This window comes from Lysobacter sp. A289 (assembly GCF_054072675.1).
Genome location: NZ_JBSVRN010000001.1, coordinates 13,788 through 29,696, shown reverse-complemented (window position 1 = coordinate 29,696; position 15,909 = coordinate 13,788). Strand labels below are relative to the sequence as shown.

The following is a 15,909-nucleotide window of genomic DNA, read 5'->3' as shown; positions in this document are numbered from 1 at the left end:
CCGCTTCAGTCGCGATGGTTGCGCTGGGAAACCTCGAGCACCTTGGGGGTCACGAAGATCAACAGCTCGGCCTTTTCCTTGGTGCGACCCTTCTTCTTGAACAGATTGCCCAGGAAGGGGATGTCGGCCAGGAACGGTACCTTGCTGGCATCTTCGCGGTCACGGAACTCGTACACGCCGCCCACCACCACGGTCTGGCCATCTTCGACCAGCACCGCGGTATTGACCTCGCGGGTACTGATCAGCGGAACGTCGCCAATACCGGTCGGGATGAAGCGTTCGATCTCGTCCTTCTTGACGTTGAGATTCAGGAACACCCGGCCGTCATTGGTGATGGTCGGGGTGACCTTCATCTCCAGCACGACGTCCTTGAACTGCACGCTCGGGGTGGCGACGCCGCCGGCGGTGGCCGGCTGGATGGTCACGTAACCGACTTCCTGACCCTGGCGGATAATCGCTTCGCGCTGATTGCTGGTGACGATACGGGGATTGGAGATGACCTCGCCACGCCCCTGGGTCTGCATCGCCGACAACTCGATATCCAGCAGGTAGCCGGCATTGAGGATCGACAGCGCCACCGCTCCGGCTGGATTCACGCCCAGGTTGCTCATCAGGCCTTGCGTGATCGTGCCGGCAATAAGCTGCGGCAGGGTCGGAACAGGCGCAGGCAGCCCAGCCAGGCCCTCCAGCGCACGCTCCGCGTTCTCCATCTGCCAGTCGCGGATGGCATTCGCATTGGCCTGGTTGTTCTGGTAAATCGCGTTGCGATTGGCGATGTTGTTGGTGACATCATCGGTGCGGTTCTCAGCATTTGTTTCTATGTCCCCGCTGAAGTAGGCGTTGTCCTTGCTTCCGCTGATGCCGAACTTCGCACCCAACTCGCGCATGAAGCTTTCGGTGGCGATGACCACCCGCGCCTCGATCACGACCTGGTCAACCGGACGGTCGATCTCGCGGATGAGGATCTTCATCGCCTCGACCTTGTCCGGGGTATCGCTGACCATCAAGGTGTTGGTGCGCGAGTCGGCAATCACGCGCCCACGCGAGGACAGGAAGCCGGTATCGATCTGGCCACCCTGACCACCGCCACCACCGGCACCCGAGCCGCCGATGCCCTTGGCCTCGGTCAGCATCTTGAAGATCTGCTCGGCGTTGTGGTAGTTGATCTGGATGTACTCGGTGACCAGCTCGGTCCGGTTGGACATCGCAATGCGGGCGTCAGCCTTGTCCTGCTCGTACTTGGCCAGTTCGGCCTGCGGGGCCACCCAGACGACGCTACCGCTGCGACGCTTGTCCAGGCCCTTGGCTCGCAGCACGATGTCCAGCGCCTGGTCCCATGGCACGTTGATCAAACGCAGGGTCACGTTGCCCTGGACCGTATCGGAAGCCACCAGGTTGAGGTTGGACTCCTCGGCGATCAACTGCAGCACGGTGCGTACCGGCACGTCCTGGAAGTTGAAGGTCACCGGGCGCCCGGCGTACTTGCGGGTGTCGCTGGTGGTCGCGCTGGTGGCACCCATCGCGGCACTGGATTGGTCATCGCCCTTCGGCGCGGACTTCGCGACGGCCGCGCGCGGCACGATTTCGACGATGTAGTCGTTGCCGGTCTGGTACGCCATCGACTCGTAGGCACCCGACGTCTCCAGCACCAGGGTGGTGCCGCTGTTGCTGCTACGCGCCTCGATATGATCCACCGGGGTCGCGAAGTCGGATACGTTGAGCGGGCGTTGCAGGGATGCCGGCAACGACGCGTTGGCGACATTGATGACGACCTGGGACCCCTGGTTGCGCAAGTCCGGTGTCGCACCGGTGCCGGTGAAGCTGAGGATCAATTGCCCGGAGCCACCATCACCGCGCTTGAAGTCGATGTTGGACACCGCGATCGCACCCGGCAATTGCTTGGCAGGGTCCAGGCTGGTTGTCGGAGCCGCTGGCGCGACCACGGCCGACGCGGCCATGCCGGCGTGCGGCGTCCCCGCGTGCACGGCGGTGAAGGCCGCAATCCCCCCCAGCAGCAGTCCGAAACCGGCACTGCGAAACAACAGGGGGCGCTGCGTACGCCGCGATCGTGTGGCTTTGAATACGGTCATCGTGCTATCCCCAATTCTCATTGATCTTCCAAAGCGACAGAGGCCGCGCGTTCCAGCCAACCCCCCGCACCGTCCGGCACCAGTTCCACCAACTCGATGCGGTCTTCGAACACGCCGGTCACCCGACCGTCGCTCTGTCCTACGTACATGCCCGGGCTCACCCGGTAGGTGACTTTGTCGGGCGCCATCACCAACGCCACGATGTTGCCGCCCTGGCCCAGCGTGCCGACCATGTCGAGGCTGTCCAGCGGAAACTGCTCCAGCACCTGCTTGCGCCGACCTGAATCCGGACGCGGACCGTTGTTGCCGTCGCGATCGGTGAATGCGTTGCTGAACGGATCACGCAGGCCGTGGGCGGCGTACTCGAAGGTTTCGAATTGCTGCATCACCGGCAACGGATCCAGGGGCGGCGCAGGGCGTGCCTGTACCTCGGCCACAAATTCCTCCAGGTTCGGCGCCTGGTCGTAGCTGCTGGTCACCCCCCGCGTGCAGCCGACCACGGCCGTTGCCAGCAATGCGACCCCCAGCACCCGGGCTACCAGCACTGCGCGGTGAACGGTCAGGTTATGCATGTCAGGACCCTCCCTTCTTTGCCGCTTGATCCTGTTGCGCCTGCTCGGCCACTTCGTCCTCGTCCAGATAGCGATAGGTCTTTACCGTGCCGGCGAGCTCGAGTGGCGCGTTGGCCGTGATCCCGGCGCCCTTGTCGTCACCGCGGGGCTTCAGAGAAATATCGTGCATGGTCATGATGACCACCCGTGGCAGCGAGGCGACCCCGCTGACGAATCCGCCAAACTGGTGGTAGCTGCCGACCATGCGCAACGCGATTGGCTTCTCGGCGTAGAACTCCTTCAGCTGCTCGGGGCCTGGTTGGAACAGCTCATTGCGGATACCGGTGGCGAGCGCGGTCTGCGAGATGTCGACGATCAGGTCGGGCATCTCGGTCTTGCTCGGCAACTGGCGCAGCATCTGTTGCAGTTGCTGCTCCATCTGCGCCAGTTGCAGCTTGAGCGGCTCGAGGTTGGAGGCTCGTCCCTGCTTCTCGGCGAACTCGTCGCGCAGTTCGGTTTCGGTGCGTTCCAGGCCCGCGAGTTGCTCGCGCTGGTCGCGCACGAACACCCACCATGACAAGCCGACGATGAGCAGGCCGATGATTACGCACAAGCCAACCCTGGCCCGCTGCGGCCATCCGCCGATGTTCTGGAAGTCCAACTCCCGGATATTGATCTTCTGGCTCACGAGGCGGCTCCTGGTGCGGGGGCAACGGCGGCGTCGCCTGCAGCCGGGTCGGCCGCTGCGTCATCGGCGGTCGGAATGTCGGCGGGCGCGGTATCGACGACCGTCGTATCGGCATCGCCGGCAACCGCCGATTCGGCCTCGGAGCCGACAGCGTCATCTGCAGCACCGGTTGCGGGCGCAGTCCCGGCATCGGGGCTGGCCGCCGCGGCCTCCGGCATCGCCGCAGCCGCGTCCTCGACAGCCACGTCCTCAACCGCTGAATCGGGCACGCCATCGCCATCTTCATCGGTGGGTGCGTTCGGGTTCGCCATCTTGACCTGCAACTTGAATTCGTACGGCAGGCCCTTCTCGAAGCCCTTCGCCTCGATGATCGACAACTCCGGCTGCGTCATCCAGCTGGAACCTTCCAGGTTGCGCATATAGGTACTGACGCGGGCACTGGACTGCGAGCGGCCCTCCAGGCTCAAGGTCTCGTCGTCCTGCTTGATTGCCGTCAGGATGACCCCGTCGGGTATCGTGCGCACCAGCGAATCGAACAAATGCACCATCTGCGAGCGATTGGCCTGCAGCTTCTCGATCACGTCCTTGCGTGCGAGCAGCTTCGACTTCTGCCGGTCGAGCTCGTCGATCTCGGTGATCTTCTTGTCGACCTCGGCGATGCGCGCTTTCAGGAAGCTGTTGCGTTCGGTTTGGCCATCGATCTGGGCGTTGTGGTAACCCACGATCAGGAACGACAGCACCACCGCCGCCAGCGCCGACAGCGCCAGCATCAACATCGCGTCTTTCTGGCGCTGCTTGCGGCGCTCGGCGCGCCACGGAAGAAGGTTGATCCGGGCCATCAGTCAAAGCTCCTCAAGGCCAGTCCGCAGGCAATCATCAGTGCCGGCGCGTCCTGGGCCAATGCATGTGCCTGCACTCGCGACCCCAATGTCATGTGGGCCAGCGGATTGGCGATCATGGTTGGCACGCCAAGCTGCTCTTCGACCATCTGGGCGATGCCCGGGATCGCGGCGCAACCTCCGGCGATCACGATCTGGTCGACCCGGTTGAACTCGCTGCCGGCGTAGAAGAACTGCAGCAACCGGCTGACCTGCTGCGCCATGGCTTCCTTGAACGGCTCCAGCACTTCGGCTTCGTAGGTCTCCGGCAATCCACCCTGGCGCTTGGCCAGGCCGGCTTCCTCGTAGCTCAGGCTGTAGCGGCGCATGATCTCGTCGGTCAGCTGCTTGCCGCCGAACACCTGCTCGCGCCCATACAGGCTGCGACCATTGCGCAACACGTTGAGCGTGGTCATCGTCGCGCCCGAGTCGATCAATGCCACCAACCCGTCCTTCGGCACGTTCAACTGGTCGACAATCAAGCCGAACGCGTTCTCGATCGCGAAGGCTTCCACGTCCATCACTTTCGGAATCAGCCCGCCCATCTCCAGCGCCGAGACGCGGATCTCGACGTTCTCGGAGCGGGAGGCGGCCAGCAATATCTGCACCGACTCGGTGCTGCCGGGAACCAGCCCGAGCACTTCGAAATCGAGGTTTACCTCCTCGATCGGATACGGGACGTAGTTGACCGCTTCCAGTTCTACCTGCGCCTCCAGGTCATCGCCCTCAAGCTCGGCCGCCATCGGAATCACCTTGGTGATGACGGCGGAACCGGAGACTGCCGCAGCTGCATGTTTGGCCCGGGTTCCCGAGCGCGCGACGGCACGCTTGATCGCCTCGCCCACGGCTTCAGGCTCGACGATGTTTTTTTCCACCACCGCATTGGGTGGCAGCGGCTCCACTGCGTAGTGCTCAACGCGGTAGCGGTTGCCCGCCCGCGAAAGCTGCAGGAGCTTGACTGCGGTCGAACTGATATCCACACCGACGAGCGCCGGCTGGCTCTTGCTGATCACGCCCACTGTTATCTCCCCTTGCCCCTTGCAACCACTGGCCCGCTTGCGCGAGCTTCGTGTGCCCCGTCTTAGATAACGGACTTTTCACAAAGCCGCAACCACCTTACCCGCTAATTGCCCACCAGTGCCCCTTTCTGACGCTATGCGGCGCCGGCGCCATGGTAAGCCGGATACCGATCCAGACGCCATCATATACTTCACCACCTTGATGACTGCGTTCCGGAACTCCTTGATGTCACCTCGCTTCCGTCGTGTCCTGCGCTGGGCTCTTCTCACCGTTGCCGCCTTGGCAGTGGTCGGCGTTATCGCCCTGGGCGCGCTTTACTACCTGATCGCGCCGACGTTGCCCGACGTGCAAAGCCTGCATGACGTCGAGTTGCAGGAGCCCATGTCCATCTACGCACGCGACGGACAGCTGATGTCGGTATTCGGCGAGACCCGTCGTTATCCGATCGACATCGACGATGTGCCCGAGACCGTGAAACAGGCCTTCATCGCCATCGAGGACAACCGCTTCTACGAGCACCACGGCGTCGACTACAAAGGTGTGGGGCGTGCGATCTGGCTGTTGGCCACCACCGACGACAAACGCGTACCAGGTGGATCGACCATTACCCAACAGGTCGCCCGCCAGTTTTTCCTGAGCTCCGAGTACAGCTATACCCGCAAGATTGCCGAGATGATGCTGGCATGGCGGATGGAACGCGAGCTCAGCAAGGACGAGATTTTCGAGCTGTATCTCAACAAGATCTTTTTCGGCAATCGCGCCTACGGCATCGCTGCGGCTGCGGAGTTCTACTACGGCAAGAAGCTGGACGAGCTGGATCTGGACGAGACCGCATCGCTGGCCGGCACCCCCAAGTTCCCGTCCAGCGGCAACCCGCTGGCCAATCCCGAGCGCGCACGCATACGTCGCGATTACATCCTGCTACGCATGGCCGACCTGGGGTTCATCGATGAAGCGCAGATGGCGCGATCCCAGTCCGTCCCCATGCACGCCACGGCGCATGAACCACCCATCCAGATGTATGCGCCGTACGTCTCGGAGATGGTGCGCCGGGAAATGATCGCCCGTTACGGCGCCGAAGCGCTGACCAAGGGTTACCACGTCACAACCACGATCGATCCGAGACTGCAACACGCGGCCAATCAAGCGGTGCGCGAAGGGCTGGTCGCCTATGACCAGCGCCACGGCTGGCACGGGGCGGAGCAGCATTTCGACCTGGCGGCCGATGAGGACGCAGACAGCGTTCGCGCACGCCTGCGCCCGATCGCGACCCAATCGGACATGTTGCCGGCCATCGTGCTCACCACCGAAGGCAGCACCGCCACCGTGGTACTGCCCAGCGGCCGGCAGGTCGAGCTGGGGGCCAAGGATGGCTGGGGCGGTCGCAGCCCGGGCAGCCTGCTGAAGCGTGGCGATCTGGTACGAGTACACCGCACCGACACACCGGTCGCCAACACGGACAACGATGCCGATGACACCGGAGCGCAACCGGCGACGCCCGCCGCGCCACGGTACGGGTTGACCCAGATCCCGCGCGCCCAATCGGCACTGGTGTCGTTGGAAGCCGACACCGGAGCCCTGCGTGCGCTGGCCGGCGGCTTCAGTTTTGCCGGCAGCAAGTTCAACCGCGCTACCCAGGCCCGGCGCCAGCCTGGTTCGAGCTTCAAGCCCTTCCTGTACTCCGCCGCCCTGGAGCGCGGCTTCACCCCGGCCTCGATCGTGCTAGACGCACCGGTGGTGTTCAAGGATCGCCGCGACCACGTGTGGCGGCCACAGAATGACGACGGCAGGTTCCTGGGGCCGATGCGCCTGCGCGAAGCCCTGGTGCGTTCCCGCAACCTGGTGTCGGTACGCCTGCTGGACGCCATCGGCATTGATTACGCACGCAAGTACATCAGTCATTTCGGCTTCGAGGAATCAAGCCTGCCGCCCAACCTGTCGATGTCGCTGGGCACCGCTTCGTTGACGCCACTGTCGATCGCCCGTGGTTACGCGGTCTTTGCCAACGGCGGCTCACGGGTCGACCCGTGGTTCATCCAGACGGTCAAGGATCGCGACAGCATCGTGATTTTCGAGGAAAATCCGGCCACGGCCTGCCGCTACTGCAATCGGCCATCTGAAAACGCGACATCGGCAAGCAACCGGATCACGGTGGGAGGTTTCAACCTCGGTCCGGCACCGGTCGCGACCGCCCCGGCGGCGCCCGAGCCGGATGACAAGGCCAACGCCGACACGACCCCGATAGAGCCACCCGCCGACCTGGTGGTAGCGCCACGCGCGATTGACGAGCGTATCGCCTACCAGATGGTGTCAATGATGCGCGACGTGGTCCAACGCGGCACCGGCGTCCGTGCCAAGGTGCTTGGGCGCGAGGATGTGGGCGGCAAGACCGGCTCGACCAATGAGCACCGCGACGCCTGGTTCTCGGGTTTCGGCGGCAAGCTGGCCACCACGGTGTGGGTGGGTCGCGACAACTTCCAGTCACTGGGTCGCGGCGAGTACGGTGGCCGGGCGGCACTGCCGATCTGGATCGATTACATGCGGGTCGCACTGGAGGATCGTCCGGTGGCCACCAACACGCCGCCCGACGGCATGGTCGAGGTCTCCGTGGCGGCCAACGGCAACCTGCTGCCCGCCGGCAGTGGCGGGATCAGTGAGTGGATCAAGACCGAGGACCTGGAACGGATGCAGAGCCACGCCGCCTATGAAAATGTAGACAGGGCCGACATGACCGAAGAGACCTTCGATATCTTCTGAGCAGCGCCGACGACCTAATCGCGGCCTCATGTCACAAACCAGAAACGCCCCGCAAATGCGGGGCGTTTCTGGTTGCATCAAATTGCTGCATCAACTTGTTGCGTCAAGGCAGAACCGGCGCCTGCGGTTGCAGGTGCCAACCCGGAGCCTGGCCTCAGCGCTGTTCCATGCCGAGGTAATCGCGGTTTACCGCGCCGGTATAGATCTGGCGCGGACGACCGATCTTGTTTTCCGGATCGTCCTGCTGCTCCAGCCAATGGGCCACCCAACCGGCGGTGCGCGCGATAGCGAACATCACGGTGAACATCTCCACCGGGATGCCGAGCGCCTTGTAGATGATGCCGGAGTAGAAGTCGACGTTCGGGTAGAGCTTGCGCTCCACGAAGTAATCGTCCTTCAGCGCCGCCTCTTCCAGCTTCAGGGCAACCTCAAGCAACGGGTCGTTGACCCCCAACTGGCCCAGGACCTCGTGGGTCATCTTGCGCACCAGCGCCGCGCGCGGATCGTAGTTCTTGTAGACGCGGTGGCCGAAGCCCATCAGGCGGAAGCCCGACTCCTTGTCCTTGGCCTTGTCGATCGCCGACTGCACGTTCTCCGGACGGCCGATCTCGTTGAGCATGCCGAGCACGGCTTCGTTGGCACCACCGTGGGCTGGCCCCCACAACGCGGCAACGCCGGCGGCAAGGCACGCATATGGGTTGGCACCGGTCGACCCCACCAGACGCACGGTGGAAGTCGAGGCATTCTGCTCATGGTCGGCATGCAGGATGAACAACAGGTCCATCGCCTTGGCCGCGATCGGGTTGAGCTCCAGCGGCTCGCTGGGCACCTCGTACAGCATGTGCAGGAAGCGGGTGGTGTAATCGAGGTTGTTGCGCGGATAGCGCAGCGGCCAGCCGATGGAATGCCGGTAACAGGCGGCGGCGATCGTCGGCACCTTGGCCATCAGGCGGATCGCAGCCAGGCGGCGCTGTTGCGGATCCTCCAGGTCCAGGTCGTTGTGGTAGAAACTGGCCATCGAGCCGAGCATGCCCACCAGCATCGCCATCGGGTGCGCGTCATGGCGGAACCCGCCCAGGAAGCCCTTGAACGCCTCGTGCATCATCGTGTGATGGGTGACGTCGCTCTCGAACGCGGCAAACTCCGGCTTGCTGGGCAGCTCGCCGTTGATCAGCAGGTAGGCGACTTCCAGGAAGTTGGAGTTCTCGGCCAGTTGCTCGATCGGGTAGCCGCGGTACAGCAGCACTCCCTTCTCGCCATCGATGTAGGTAATGGCGGATTTGCAGCTGGCGGTGGCGGTAAAGCCGGGGTCGTAGGTGTAGCAGCCGGTACCCTTGGGCAATTTGCCGATGTCAATGCAGGGTGCGCCCAATGTGGGCTGCTGCACCGGAAGCTCGACGCGGCTATCGCCGACGGACAGGATGGCCTGGCTCAGGCCTGACGGTGACTCGGACACGAAACACTCCTCTTGTCTACGCATTCGCGCGATGCGCGAACGGGAAGGGGGACAAAGGATCGCGGCCACGCCGCGAACGTCCAATTATCACACAATGCTGTACCGCATGGCCGGCGCGCGGATGTCCGCGGGCGGCGACGCAGTGTTGCAATGGTGTGGCAACCAGGCTCCCAGACACGACAACGGCCGCCTTTTGGCAGCCGTTGTTGATAACCCGGATACAGCGCCGTGCGCCGCCGAGAATTACTTCTGGGCGTAACGCTTGCGGAACTTGTCCACGCGACCACCGGTATCCATGATCTTGTGCTTGCCCGTATAGAACGGGTGCGAGGCCGACGAGATGTCGACCTTGATCAACGGATACTCGTTGCCGTCTTCCCACTTGATCGACTCCTTGCTGCCCATCTTGGAATCGGCAAGGGTCGAGCGGGTCAGGAACTGGAAATCGCTGGTCACGTCCTGGAACACGACCTGACGGTATTCGGGATGGATGCCGGCTTTCATTGGCACTCACCAATTATGCGGAAGGAAGCGGGTAAGTATAGCGGCCCTGCCCAAGGCTGTGCAAGTACGATGGACAACCTTTTAGCGGGCGGCCAATGCCGACTGGACCTGTTGCTCGAATCGGCGCTGGTCGTACTGCATCAGGATCGAGGCATTGTCGGGCGCGCCGCTCATCTGCAGCCAATCCACCACCGTCGCGCCACGGGTGTGGCGGCCATCCAGCTCGATAGCCACCGGGCGTGCCAGCTGCGACAGGGCGCCCTGCGGCTGCAAGGCATGCGCCATCGCCAGGGCATCGGCCGCCAACCATTTGTCACCGCGCCGGTCGATCGACCATTCCCGGGTCTGGCGCGAGATCGCCTCGAAGAAGCGCGCCGCCTCACTGTCGGCCCCCAGCCAGGTCACCACGTCATCGTGATGCAGGCCGTGGGCGATGGTCGCTTCCCAGTCCACCAACTCAAAGCGGTCGAATGCCGACATGACCACGTGCGCGGCTTCCGGATCAAACCCGATGTTGAACTCGGCCACGGCGGTCATGTTGCCGTGCCCGGTCACTGCCCCGCCCATCACCACCAGCCGATCAATCCGGTCCGGCAAGCTGGGGTCGAGCTTGAGCGCCAGAGCGAGATTGGTCAGCGGCCCCAGCGCCACCAGCAGCAAGCGCCCTGCGTATTGATGTGAAAGCCGCAGGATCGCCAGCGCCGCATGTTCGGTTTCCATGCGACCCGTCGGCGGCGCCAGTCCCGCGTCACCAAAGCCATCCTGCCCATGCACGTGCGCGGCATCGTCGGCGGGATGCAGCAGCGGCGATGCACAGCCGGCGAATACCGGTACATCCGCCCCGACCACCTCGCACAGTTTCAGTGCATTGGCGACGGTGTGGGACAGGCCGACATTACCGGCGGCAATGCTCAGCCCGACCACCTCGTGGCGAGGGTCGTTGAAGGCCATCAGCAGCGCGAGCGCATCGTCGACACCGGGGTCGGTATCGATCAGCAGCGGGATTCGGGGTTCAGTCGTCGAATGATCAGTCATCAGGTGATTATCGTCCTTGGGCATTGGGATGTCGCAGGCGTTGGACGCTACCCGAGTTCCAGTGTCTTGGCATCCTGGTGGTACGCGATTCAGGCGCCGGCATAGCGCACGGCGGCTCCGATCCAGCGCGCCACGATGCGGTCGGCAACCTGCGGCGCCTCGACCAGCAGTTGTTCGGCCAGCGCCTGCACCTGCGGCAACAGGTCGGCGTCACGAACCAGATCGGCCAGCCGGAACTCGGCCAGGCCGGTCTGGCGGGTGCCCAGCAATTCACCGGGACCGCGCAGCGCCAGGTCCTTCTCCGCGATCAGGAAGCCATCGTTGGTCTCGCGCATGGTTTCCAGCCGCTGCCGCGCCAACATCGACAACGGCGAGCGATACAGCAACACGCAACTGGAGGCCGTGCTACCCCGCCCCACCCGTCCACGCAACTGATGCAACTGGGCGAGCCCGAGCCGCTCGGCGTTCTCGATGATCATCAGCGAGGCATTGGCCACGTCCACGCCGACCTCGATCACCGTGGTCGCCACCAGCAGGTCGATGTCACCCACCTTGAACGCTGCCATCGTCGCGCGCTTTTCCAGCGACTTCATCCGGCCGTGGACAAGACCGACACGCAACTGCGGGAGTTGTCCCGACAAGGCCTCGAAAGTCGTCTGCGCCGCCTGTGCCTCGATTTTCAGTGCACTGCCGGCGCGGCCGCCTTCCTCCGGCTCGTCGATCAGCGTGCAGACCCAATACGCCTGCTTGCCCTGGGCACAGGCCTGGCGGATCCGCTCAACCAGCTCGGGGCGGCGCTCGCCACTGAGCGCGACGGTCTGCACTGGCGTCCGTCCGGGCGGCAACTCGTCGATCGATGACACATCAAGGTCGGCATACGCCGACATCGCCAGGGTGCGCGGAATCGGGGTAGCGGTCATCACCAGCTGGTGCGGGACGACGCTGTGCGCGCCCACCACGCCACCGGCGCCCTTGTCGCGCAGTGCCAGGCGCTGATGGACCCCAAAGCGATGCTGCTCGTCAACGATCGCCAACGCCAGGTCGTGGAACGCGACCCCCTCCTGCATCAGCGCGTGGGTGCCCACCACGATCCGCGCTTCGCCGGAAGCCACCTGCTCCAGCACTTTCGTCCGTGCCTTGCCGGTGACCTTGCCAGCCAACCAGGCGACGCTGACACCCAACGGATCAAACCAGCCGCGCAGGTTGACCAAGTGCTGCTCGGCCAACAGTTCCGTGGGTGCCATCAAGGCGGCCTGCTTGTCACCGGCAATGGCGACCATCGCCGCCAATGCGGCGATCACGGTCTTGCCGCTACCGACATCGCCCTGCACCAGTCGCAGCATCGGCGTGGGCCTGGCCAGATCAACCAACACCTCGCCCAGCACCCGTTGCTGGGCGCCGGTAAGGCGGAACGGGAGGCTGTCGCGCAGGCGTCGTGCCAACGTGTGGTCGGCCAGTACCGGTGCGGCGTGCGCCTGGTGGGCCATGCGTTGACGCCGCAGGCTGAGGTGATGGGCCAGCAGCTCCTCCAGCGCCAGCCGCCGCTGCGCCGGATGGGTACCGGCAAGCAGCGCCGTGACGTCCGCGTCGCCAAGTGGCCGATGGACCGTCAACAATGCCTCGCGCAAAGACGGCAACCGCAACGAGGACAGCACATTGCCGGGCAGCAGCTCGATGGCCTCGTCACCGGGCAGGCGATCCAGGGCGAACCCGATCAGTCGCCGCAGCGAGGCCGGACCGACGCCCTCGATCGCCGGGTACACCGGGTCCAACCGGTCACCCAGCTCGTCACCTGCCGCCTCATCCAGCAGCCGATAGCTGGGATGGACGATTTCCAGCCCCAGCTGGCCGGGGCGAGGCGTGCCGTAACAGCGGATCCGCGCGCCTGGCTGGAACTGGGCGAGCTGCGCGGCGCGAAAATGAAAAAAGCGCAAGGTCACCGTCGCGTGTGACCCGTCACCCACAGCCACCCGCAGCATCGGCCGATACCGGAAGCTGCGCTCGACCGCTTCGACACGCCCTTCGATTTGTGCGGCGACACCCGGCTGCAACGCGCGGATCGCCGTCAGCCGGGTCCGATCCTCGTACTGGCGAGGCAGTTGCAGCCACAGGTCCTGCAGGCAGGACAAGCCTCGCGCGGCCAACTTTTCGGCCATTTTCGGTCCACAACCGGGCAACACGGTCAGCGGGTTTTCGCCGACCGCGGCCAGTGCGGGTGCGGGACGAGTGGCGCGTCTAGCCAAGAACCAGGATCGCGTCGACCTCGAATGCCGCACCCTTCGGCAGGCCGGATACCTCGATCGTCGATCGAGCCGGATACGGCGCCTGGAAATAGTCGGCCATCACCGCGTTGACCGCAGCGAAGTCGCCCAGGTCGGTCAGATACAAGCCAAGCCGGGCGACCTGCTCCAGCGAGCCACCCGCGGCTTCACAGACGGCCTTGAGATTGTCGAACGAGCGCCGCGCCTGGGCGGTCACGTCGCCGGCAACGATCTCGCCGGTGGCCGGGTCCAGTGGAATCTGGCCGGACAGAAAAACCGTCTGGCCCATGCGCACGGCTTGTGAGTACGGGCCGATGGCTGCCGGGGCGTGGTCGCTGTGGACGGGGGTGCGGGACATGCGGGCTCCTAAGGGGGCGGGGTCAACCCACATTGTAGGAGGCTGGGCTCAGATCCGCTGCACCGCGATCACCACGCCGGACTTGCGGACCTTGCGGATCACGTTGGCGAGATGACGCCGATCGGCGACCTCGATCGAGAAGCGCAACACGGCCACATTGGTATCGCGCTCGAGGTACTCGACCCGCTCGATGTTGGATTTCGCCTCTGCGATCGCCGCGGCGACCTGGGCCAGCGCGCCGGGCCGATTGTCGACCTCGATCCTCAGCGCCGCGCTGAAGTCACCACTGACCTTGCGATCCCACCCGATCGGTACCCACCGATCCGGCGACTTGCGGTAGTCGGCGACATTGGGGCAGTCCAGCCGATGCACCACGATGCCCTTGCCAGTGGTGTGGTAACCCATGATCTCGTCACCCGCGATCGGCAGGCAGCAATTGGCGAAGCTGATTATGCCGCCTTCCGCGCCGGTGATCAGGATCTTGTCCTGGGCCTGCGAGATGCCCGGCGTCTTCGGGGCAGCCCGGCCTTCGCTACCAGCCGGGTAGGCCAGGATGAACGCCACTTGCCTGGGCATCTTGTTGCCCAGTGCAATGTCGGCCAGCAAAGCCTCCAGGCGCGGGTAACGGCTTTCCTGCAGGTAGTTGTCAAGCTGCGCTGCCGGGATCCGCTCCAGCGAGCTGTCCAGCGCCTCCAGCGCACGGTCCAGCATCCGGTGGCCGAGCTGCACGGCATCCTCGTGTTCGATGCTCTTGAGTTGCTGGCGGATGGAGGTGCGGGCCTTGCCCGAGACCACGAACTCCAGCCATTGCGGCTTTGGCATCGACGACTTGGCGGTAATGATCTCGATCCGCTCGCCGCTCGACAGCCGGGTGCGCAGCGGCACCAGCTTGCCGTCCACGCGCGCGGCGACCGCCTGGTTGCCGACGTCGGTATGCACCGAGTAGGCGAAATCGAGTGCGGTCGCATTGCGCGGCAACGACAGGATTTCACCCTTCGGCGTGAACAGGTAGACCTCGTCCGGGAACAAGTCGACCTTGACATTCTCGAGGAATTCCAGCGACGAGCCGGCCGTGCTCTGGGATTCCACCAGTCCGCTGATCCAGTGCTGGGCGCGGCTTTGCGCGCTGTTGGGGCCGTCGCTTCCTTCCTTGTACGACCAATGTGCGGCGATGCCTTTCTCCGCGATCAGATCCATCTCCTCGGTCCGCAGCTGCACCTCGATCGGCGATCCGTAGGGACCGAACAGCACCGTATGCAGCGATTGGTAACCGTTGGCCTTGGGGATCGCGATGAAGTCGCGGAAACGCGCATCCAAAGGCTTGTAGGTCGAGTGCACCACGCCCAGCGCGTGGTAACAATCCGCTACCGAGGTCAGCACGATGCGGTAGCCGAACACATCCATCAGTTGGGCGAAGCTCTTTCCCTCGGCTTCCATCTTGGTATAGATGCTCCACGGCGACTTGACCCGGCTGATCAGTCGGTTGGGCAGCTTCTCCTTGGCCAGCCGCTGGGCCAGGTTGGCCTCGATCTGCACCAGGGCTTCGCGCCGGACCACCGGCTGGTCACGCAGGTATTTTTCCAGCACCGCATGGCGCCACGGATACAACGCGCGGAACCCGAGATCCTGCAACTCCGCCTTGATCAGGTTCATGCCCAGTCGCTGGGCAATCGGGGCATAGATCTCCAGCGTTTCACGGGCGATCCGCTGGCGCGACTCGGGATCTTTTGCACCCAGCGTGCGCATGTTGTGCAGACGATCCGCCAACTTGATCAAGATCACCCGCAAGTCGCGCGACATGGCCAGCAGCATCTTGCGGAAGCTCTCGGCGGTCGCTTCCAGACGGTCACGGAACTGCACCCTGTCGAGCTTGGTGACCCCGTCGACCAGTTCCGCCACGGTGTCGCCGAACTCCGCGGCGATGCAATCGCGGGTCAGCGAGGTATCTTCGATGGTGTCGTGCAAGATCGCCGCCAGCAGGGTCTCGACATCCAGCCCCTGGTCGGCCAGCACCCGCGCAACCGCTACCGGATGGGTGATGTAGGGCTCGCCGGACCGCCGCACTTGGCCGGCGTGGGCCTGCGCTCCCACCGCCCATGCCCGGCGCAGCAACTTGCGTTGCGGCTCGGTCAGGTAGCGAACCGCCTGTTCGAGCTCGCGCATGTAGTCGGGCAGTGCCGCATCGTCATTGTCGACAGCGGGTCCGGGGCGACTACAGGCGGGCTCGAAAGAGGTCATGGTGGCAATCTACGCGTCCGGCGCCACGCCATGCAACGCATGGGCGCAAGTCGATTCCCCAAAACCAGACGAC

Annotated in this window: 12 protein-coding genes; 1 reads left to right on the top strand and 11 read right to left on the bottom strand. The window is 64.3% G+C overall.

Annotated features, from left to right (window positions below; translation table 11 throughout):
* Positions 1 to 5 precede the first annotated feature (5 nt).
* Genes ACW5DN_RS00145 through ACW5DN_RS00125 form a run of 5 tightly spaced genes read right to left on the bottom strand, consistent with a single transcriptional unit; the run spans position 6 to position 5,226 of the window.
* Complete coding sequence (locus tag ACW5DN_RS00145; protein ID WP_456960752.1) at positions 6 to 2,090, bottom strand: type IV pilus secretin PilQ; 2,085 nt, start codon at positions 2,088 to 2,090, stop codon at positions 6 to 8.
* A 17-nt stretch (positions 2,091 to 2,107) separates the two neighbouring features.
* On the bottom strand, positions 2,108 to 2,662 hold the full coding sequence (locus ACW5DN_RS00140) for a pilus assembly protein PilP (RefSeq protein WP_456960751.1): 555 nt from the start codon (positions 2,660 to 2,662) through the stop codon (positions 2,108 to 2,110).
* Between the two features lies 1 nt (position 2,663).
* A complete protein-coding gene (locus tag ACW5DN_RS00135) occupies positions 2,664 to 3,329 on the bottom strand; it encodes a type 4a pilus biogenesis protein PilO (protein ID WP_456960750.1) in 666 nt (221 codons plus the stop codon).
* Positions 3,326 to 4,168, bottom strand: a complete 843-nt coding sequence (locus ACW5DN_RS00130) for a PilN domain-containing protein (RefSeq protein WP_456960749.1) — start codon at positions 4,166 to 4,168, stop codon at positions 3,326 to 3,328. The genes ACW5DN_RS00135 and ACW5DN_RS00130 overlap by 4 nt, the downstream gene beginning before the upstream one ends.
* Positions 4,168 to 5,226, bottom strand: coding sequence for a pilus assembly protein PilM (locus ACW5DN_RS00125; protein WP_456960748.1), 1,059 nt, complete (start codon positions 5,224 to 5,226; stop codon positions 4,168 to 4,170). Before ACW5DN_RS00125 ends, ACW5DN_RS00130 begins: the two co-directional genes overlap by 1 nt.
* A 226-nt stretch (positions 5,227 to 5,452) precedes the next feature.
* Here ACW5DN_RS00125 and ACW5DN_RS00120 point away from each other — a divergent pair, with 226 nt between their 5' ends.
* Entirely contained in the window at positions 5,453 to 7,984 is a 2,532-nt protein-coding gene (locus ACW5DN_RS00120; RefSeq protein ID WP_456960747.1) for a penicillin-binding protein 1A, read from the top strand.
* 154 nt (positions 7,985 to 8,138) lie between these two features.
* Here ACW5DN_RS00120 and ACW5DN_RS00115 read toward each other — a convergent pair whose 3' ends face one another.
* The 6 genes from ACW5DN_RS00115 to ACW5DN_RS00090 form a co-directional block, all read right to left on the bottom strand.
* Positions 8,139 to 9,440 (bottom strand): citrate synthase, encoded by a 1,302-nt coding sequence (locus ACW5DN_RS00115; RefSeq protein ID WP_456960746.1) that lies wholly within the window; start codon positions 9,438 to 9,440, stop codon positions 8,139 to 8,141.
* A gap of 243 nt (positions 9,441 to 9,683) precedes the next feature.
* The gene (locus ACW5DN_RS00110; protein ID WP_456960745.1) at positions 9,684 to 9,944 is read right to left on the bottom strand and encodes a type B 50S ribosomal protein L31; all 261 of its coding nucleotides are present in this window, start codon (positions 9,942 to 9,944) and stop codon (positions 9,684 to 9,686) included.
* An 81-nt stretch (positions 9,945 to 10,025) separates the two neighbouring features.
* The gene (locus tag ACW5DN_RS00105) at positions 10,026 to 10,979 is read right to left on the bottom strand and encodes a nucleoside hydrolase (RefSeq protein WP_456960744.1); all 954 of its coding nucleotides are present in this window, start codon (positions 10,977 to 10,979) and stop codon (positions 10,026 to 10,028) included.
* 89 nt (positions 10,980 to 11,068) lie between these two features.
* Entirely contained in the window at positions 11,069 to 13,222 is a 2,154-nt protein-coding gene (recG, locus tag ACW5DN_RS00100; protein ID WP_456960743.1) for an ATP-dependent DNA helicase RecG, read from the bottom strand.
* Positions 13,215 to 13,598, bottom strand: coding sequence for a RidA family protein (locus ACW5DN_RS00095; protein ID WP_456960742.1), 384 nt, complete (start codon positions 13,596 to 13,598; stop codon positions 13,215 to 13,217). Before ACW5DN_RS00095 ends, recG begins: the two co-directional genes overlap by 8 nt.
* A gap of 48 nt (positions 13,599 to 13,646) precedes the next feature.
* Entirely contained in the window at positions 13,647 to 15,836 is a 2,190-nt protein-coding gene (locus tag ACW5DN_RS00090) for a RelA/SpoT family protein (protein ID WP_456960741.1), read from the bottom strand.
* Between the last annotated feature and the right edge of the window lie 73 nt (positions 15,837 to 15,909).

What these genes read in the sequence shown, in the direction of transcription:
- ACW5DN_RS00145 (WP_456960752.1), bottom strand. Translation starts at nt 2,090, where the DNA reads ATGACCGTATTCAAAGCCACACGATCGCGGCGTACGCAGCGCCCCCTG.
- ACW5DN_RS00130 (WP_456960749.1), bottom strand. Translation starts at nt 4,168, where the DNA reads ATGGCCCGGATCAACCTTCTTCCGTGGCGCGCCGAGCGCCGCAAGCAG.
- ACW5DN_RS00110 (WP_456960745.1), bottom strand. Translation starts at nt 9,944, where the DNA reads ATGAAAGCCGGCATCCATCCCGAATACCGTCAGGTCGTGTTCCAGGAC.
- ACW5DN_RS00120 (WP_456960747.1), top strand. Translation starts at nt 5,453, where the DNA reads ATGTCACCTCGCTTCCGTCGTGTCCTGCGCTGGGCTCTTCTCACCGTT.
- ACW5DN_RS00090 (WP_456960741.1), bottom strand. Translation starts at nt 15,836, where the DNA reads ATGACCTCTTTCGAGCCCGCCTGTAGTCGCCCCGGACCCGCTGTCGAC.
- ACW5DN_RS00105 (WP_456960744.1), bottom strand. Translation starts at nt 10,979, where the DNA reads ATGACTGATCATTCGACGACTGAACCCCGAATCCCGCTGCTGATCGAT.
- ACW5DN_RS00095 (WP_456960742.1), bottom strand. Translation starts at nt 13,598, where the DNA reads ATGTCCCGCACCCCCGTCCACAGCGACCACGCCCCGGCAGCCATCGGC.
- ACW5DN_RS00140 (WP_456960751.1), bottom strand. Translation starts at nt 2,662, where the DNA reads ATGCATAACCTGACCGTTCACCGCGCAGTGCTGGTAGCCCGGGTGCTG.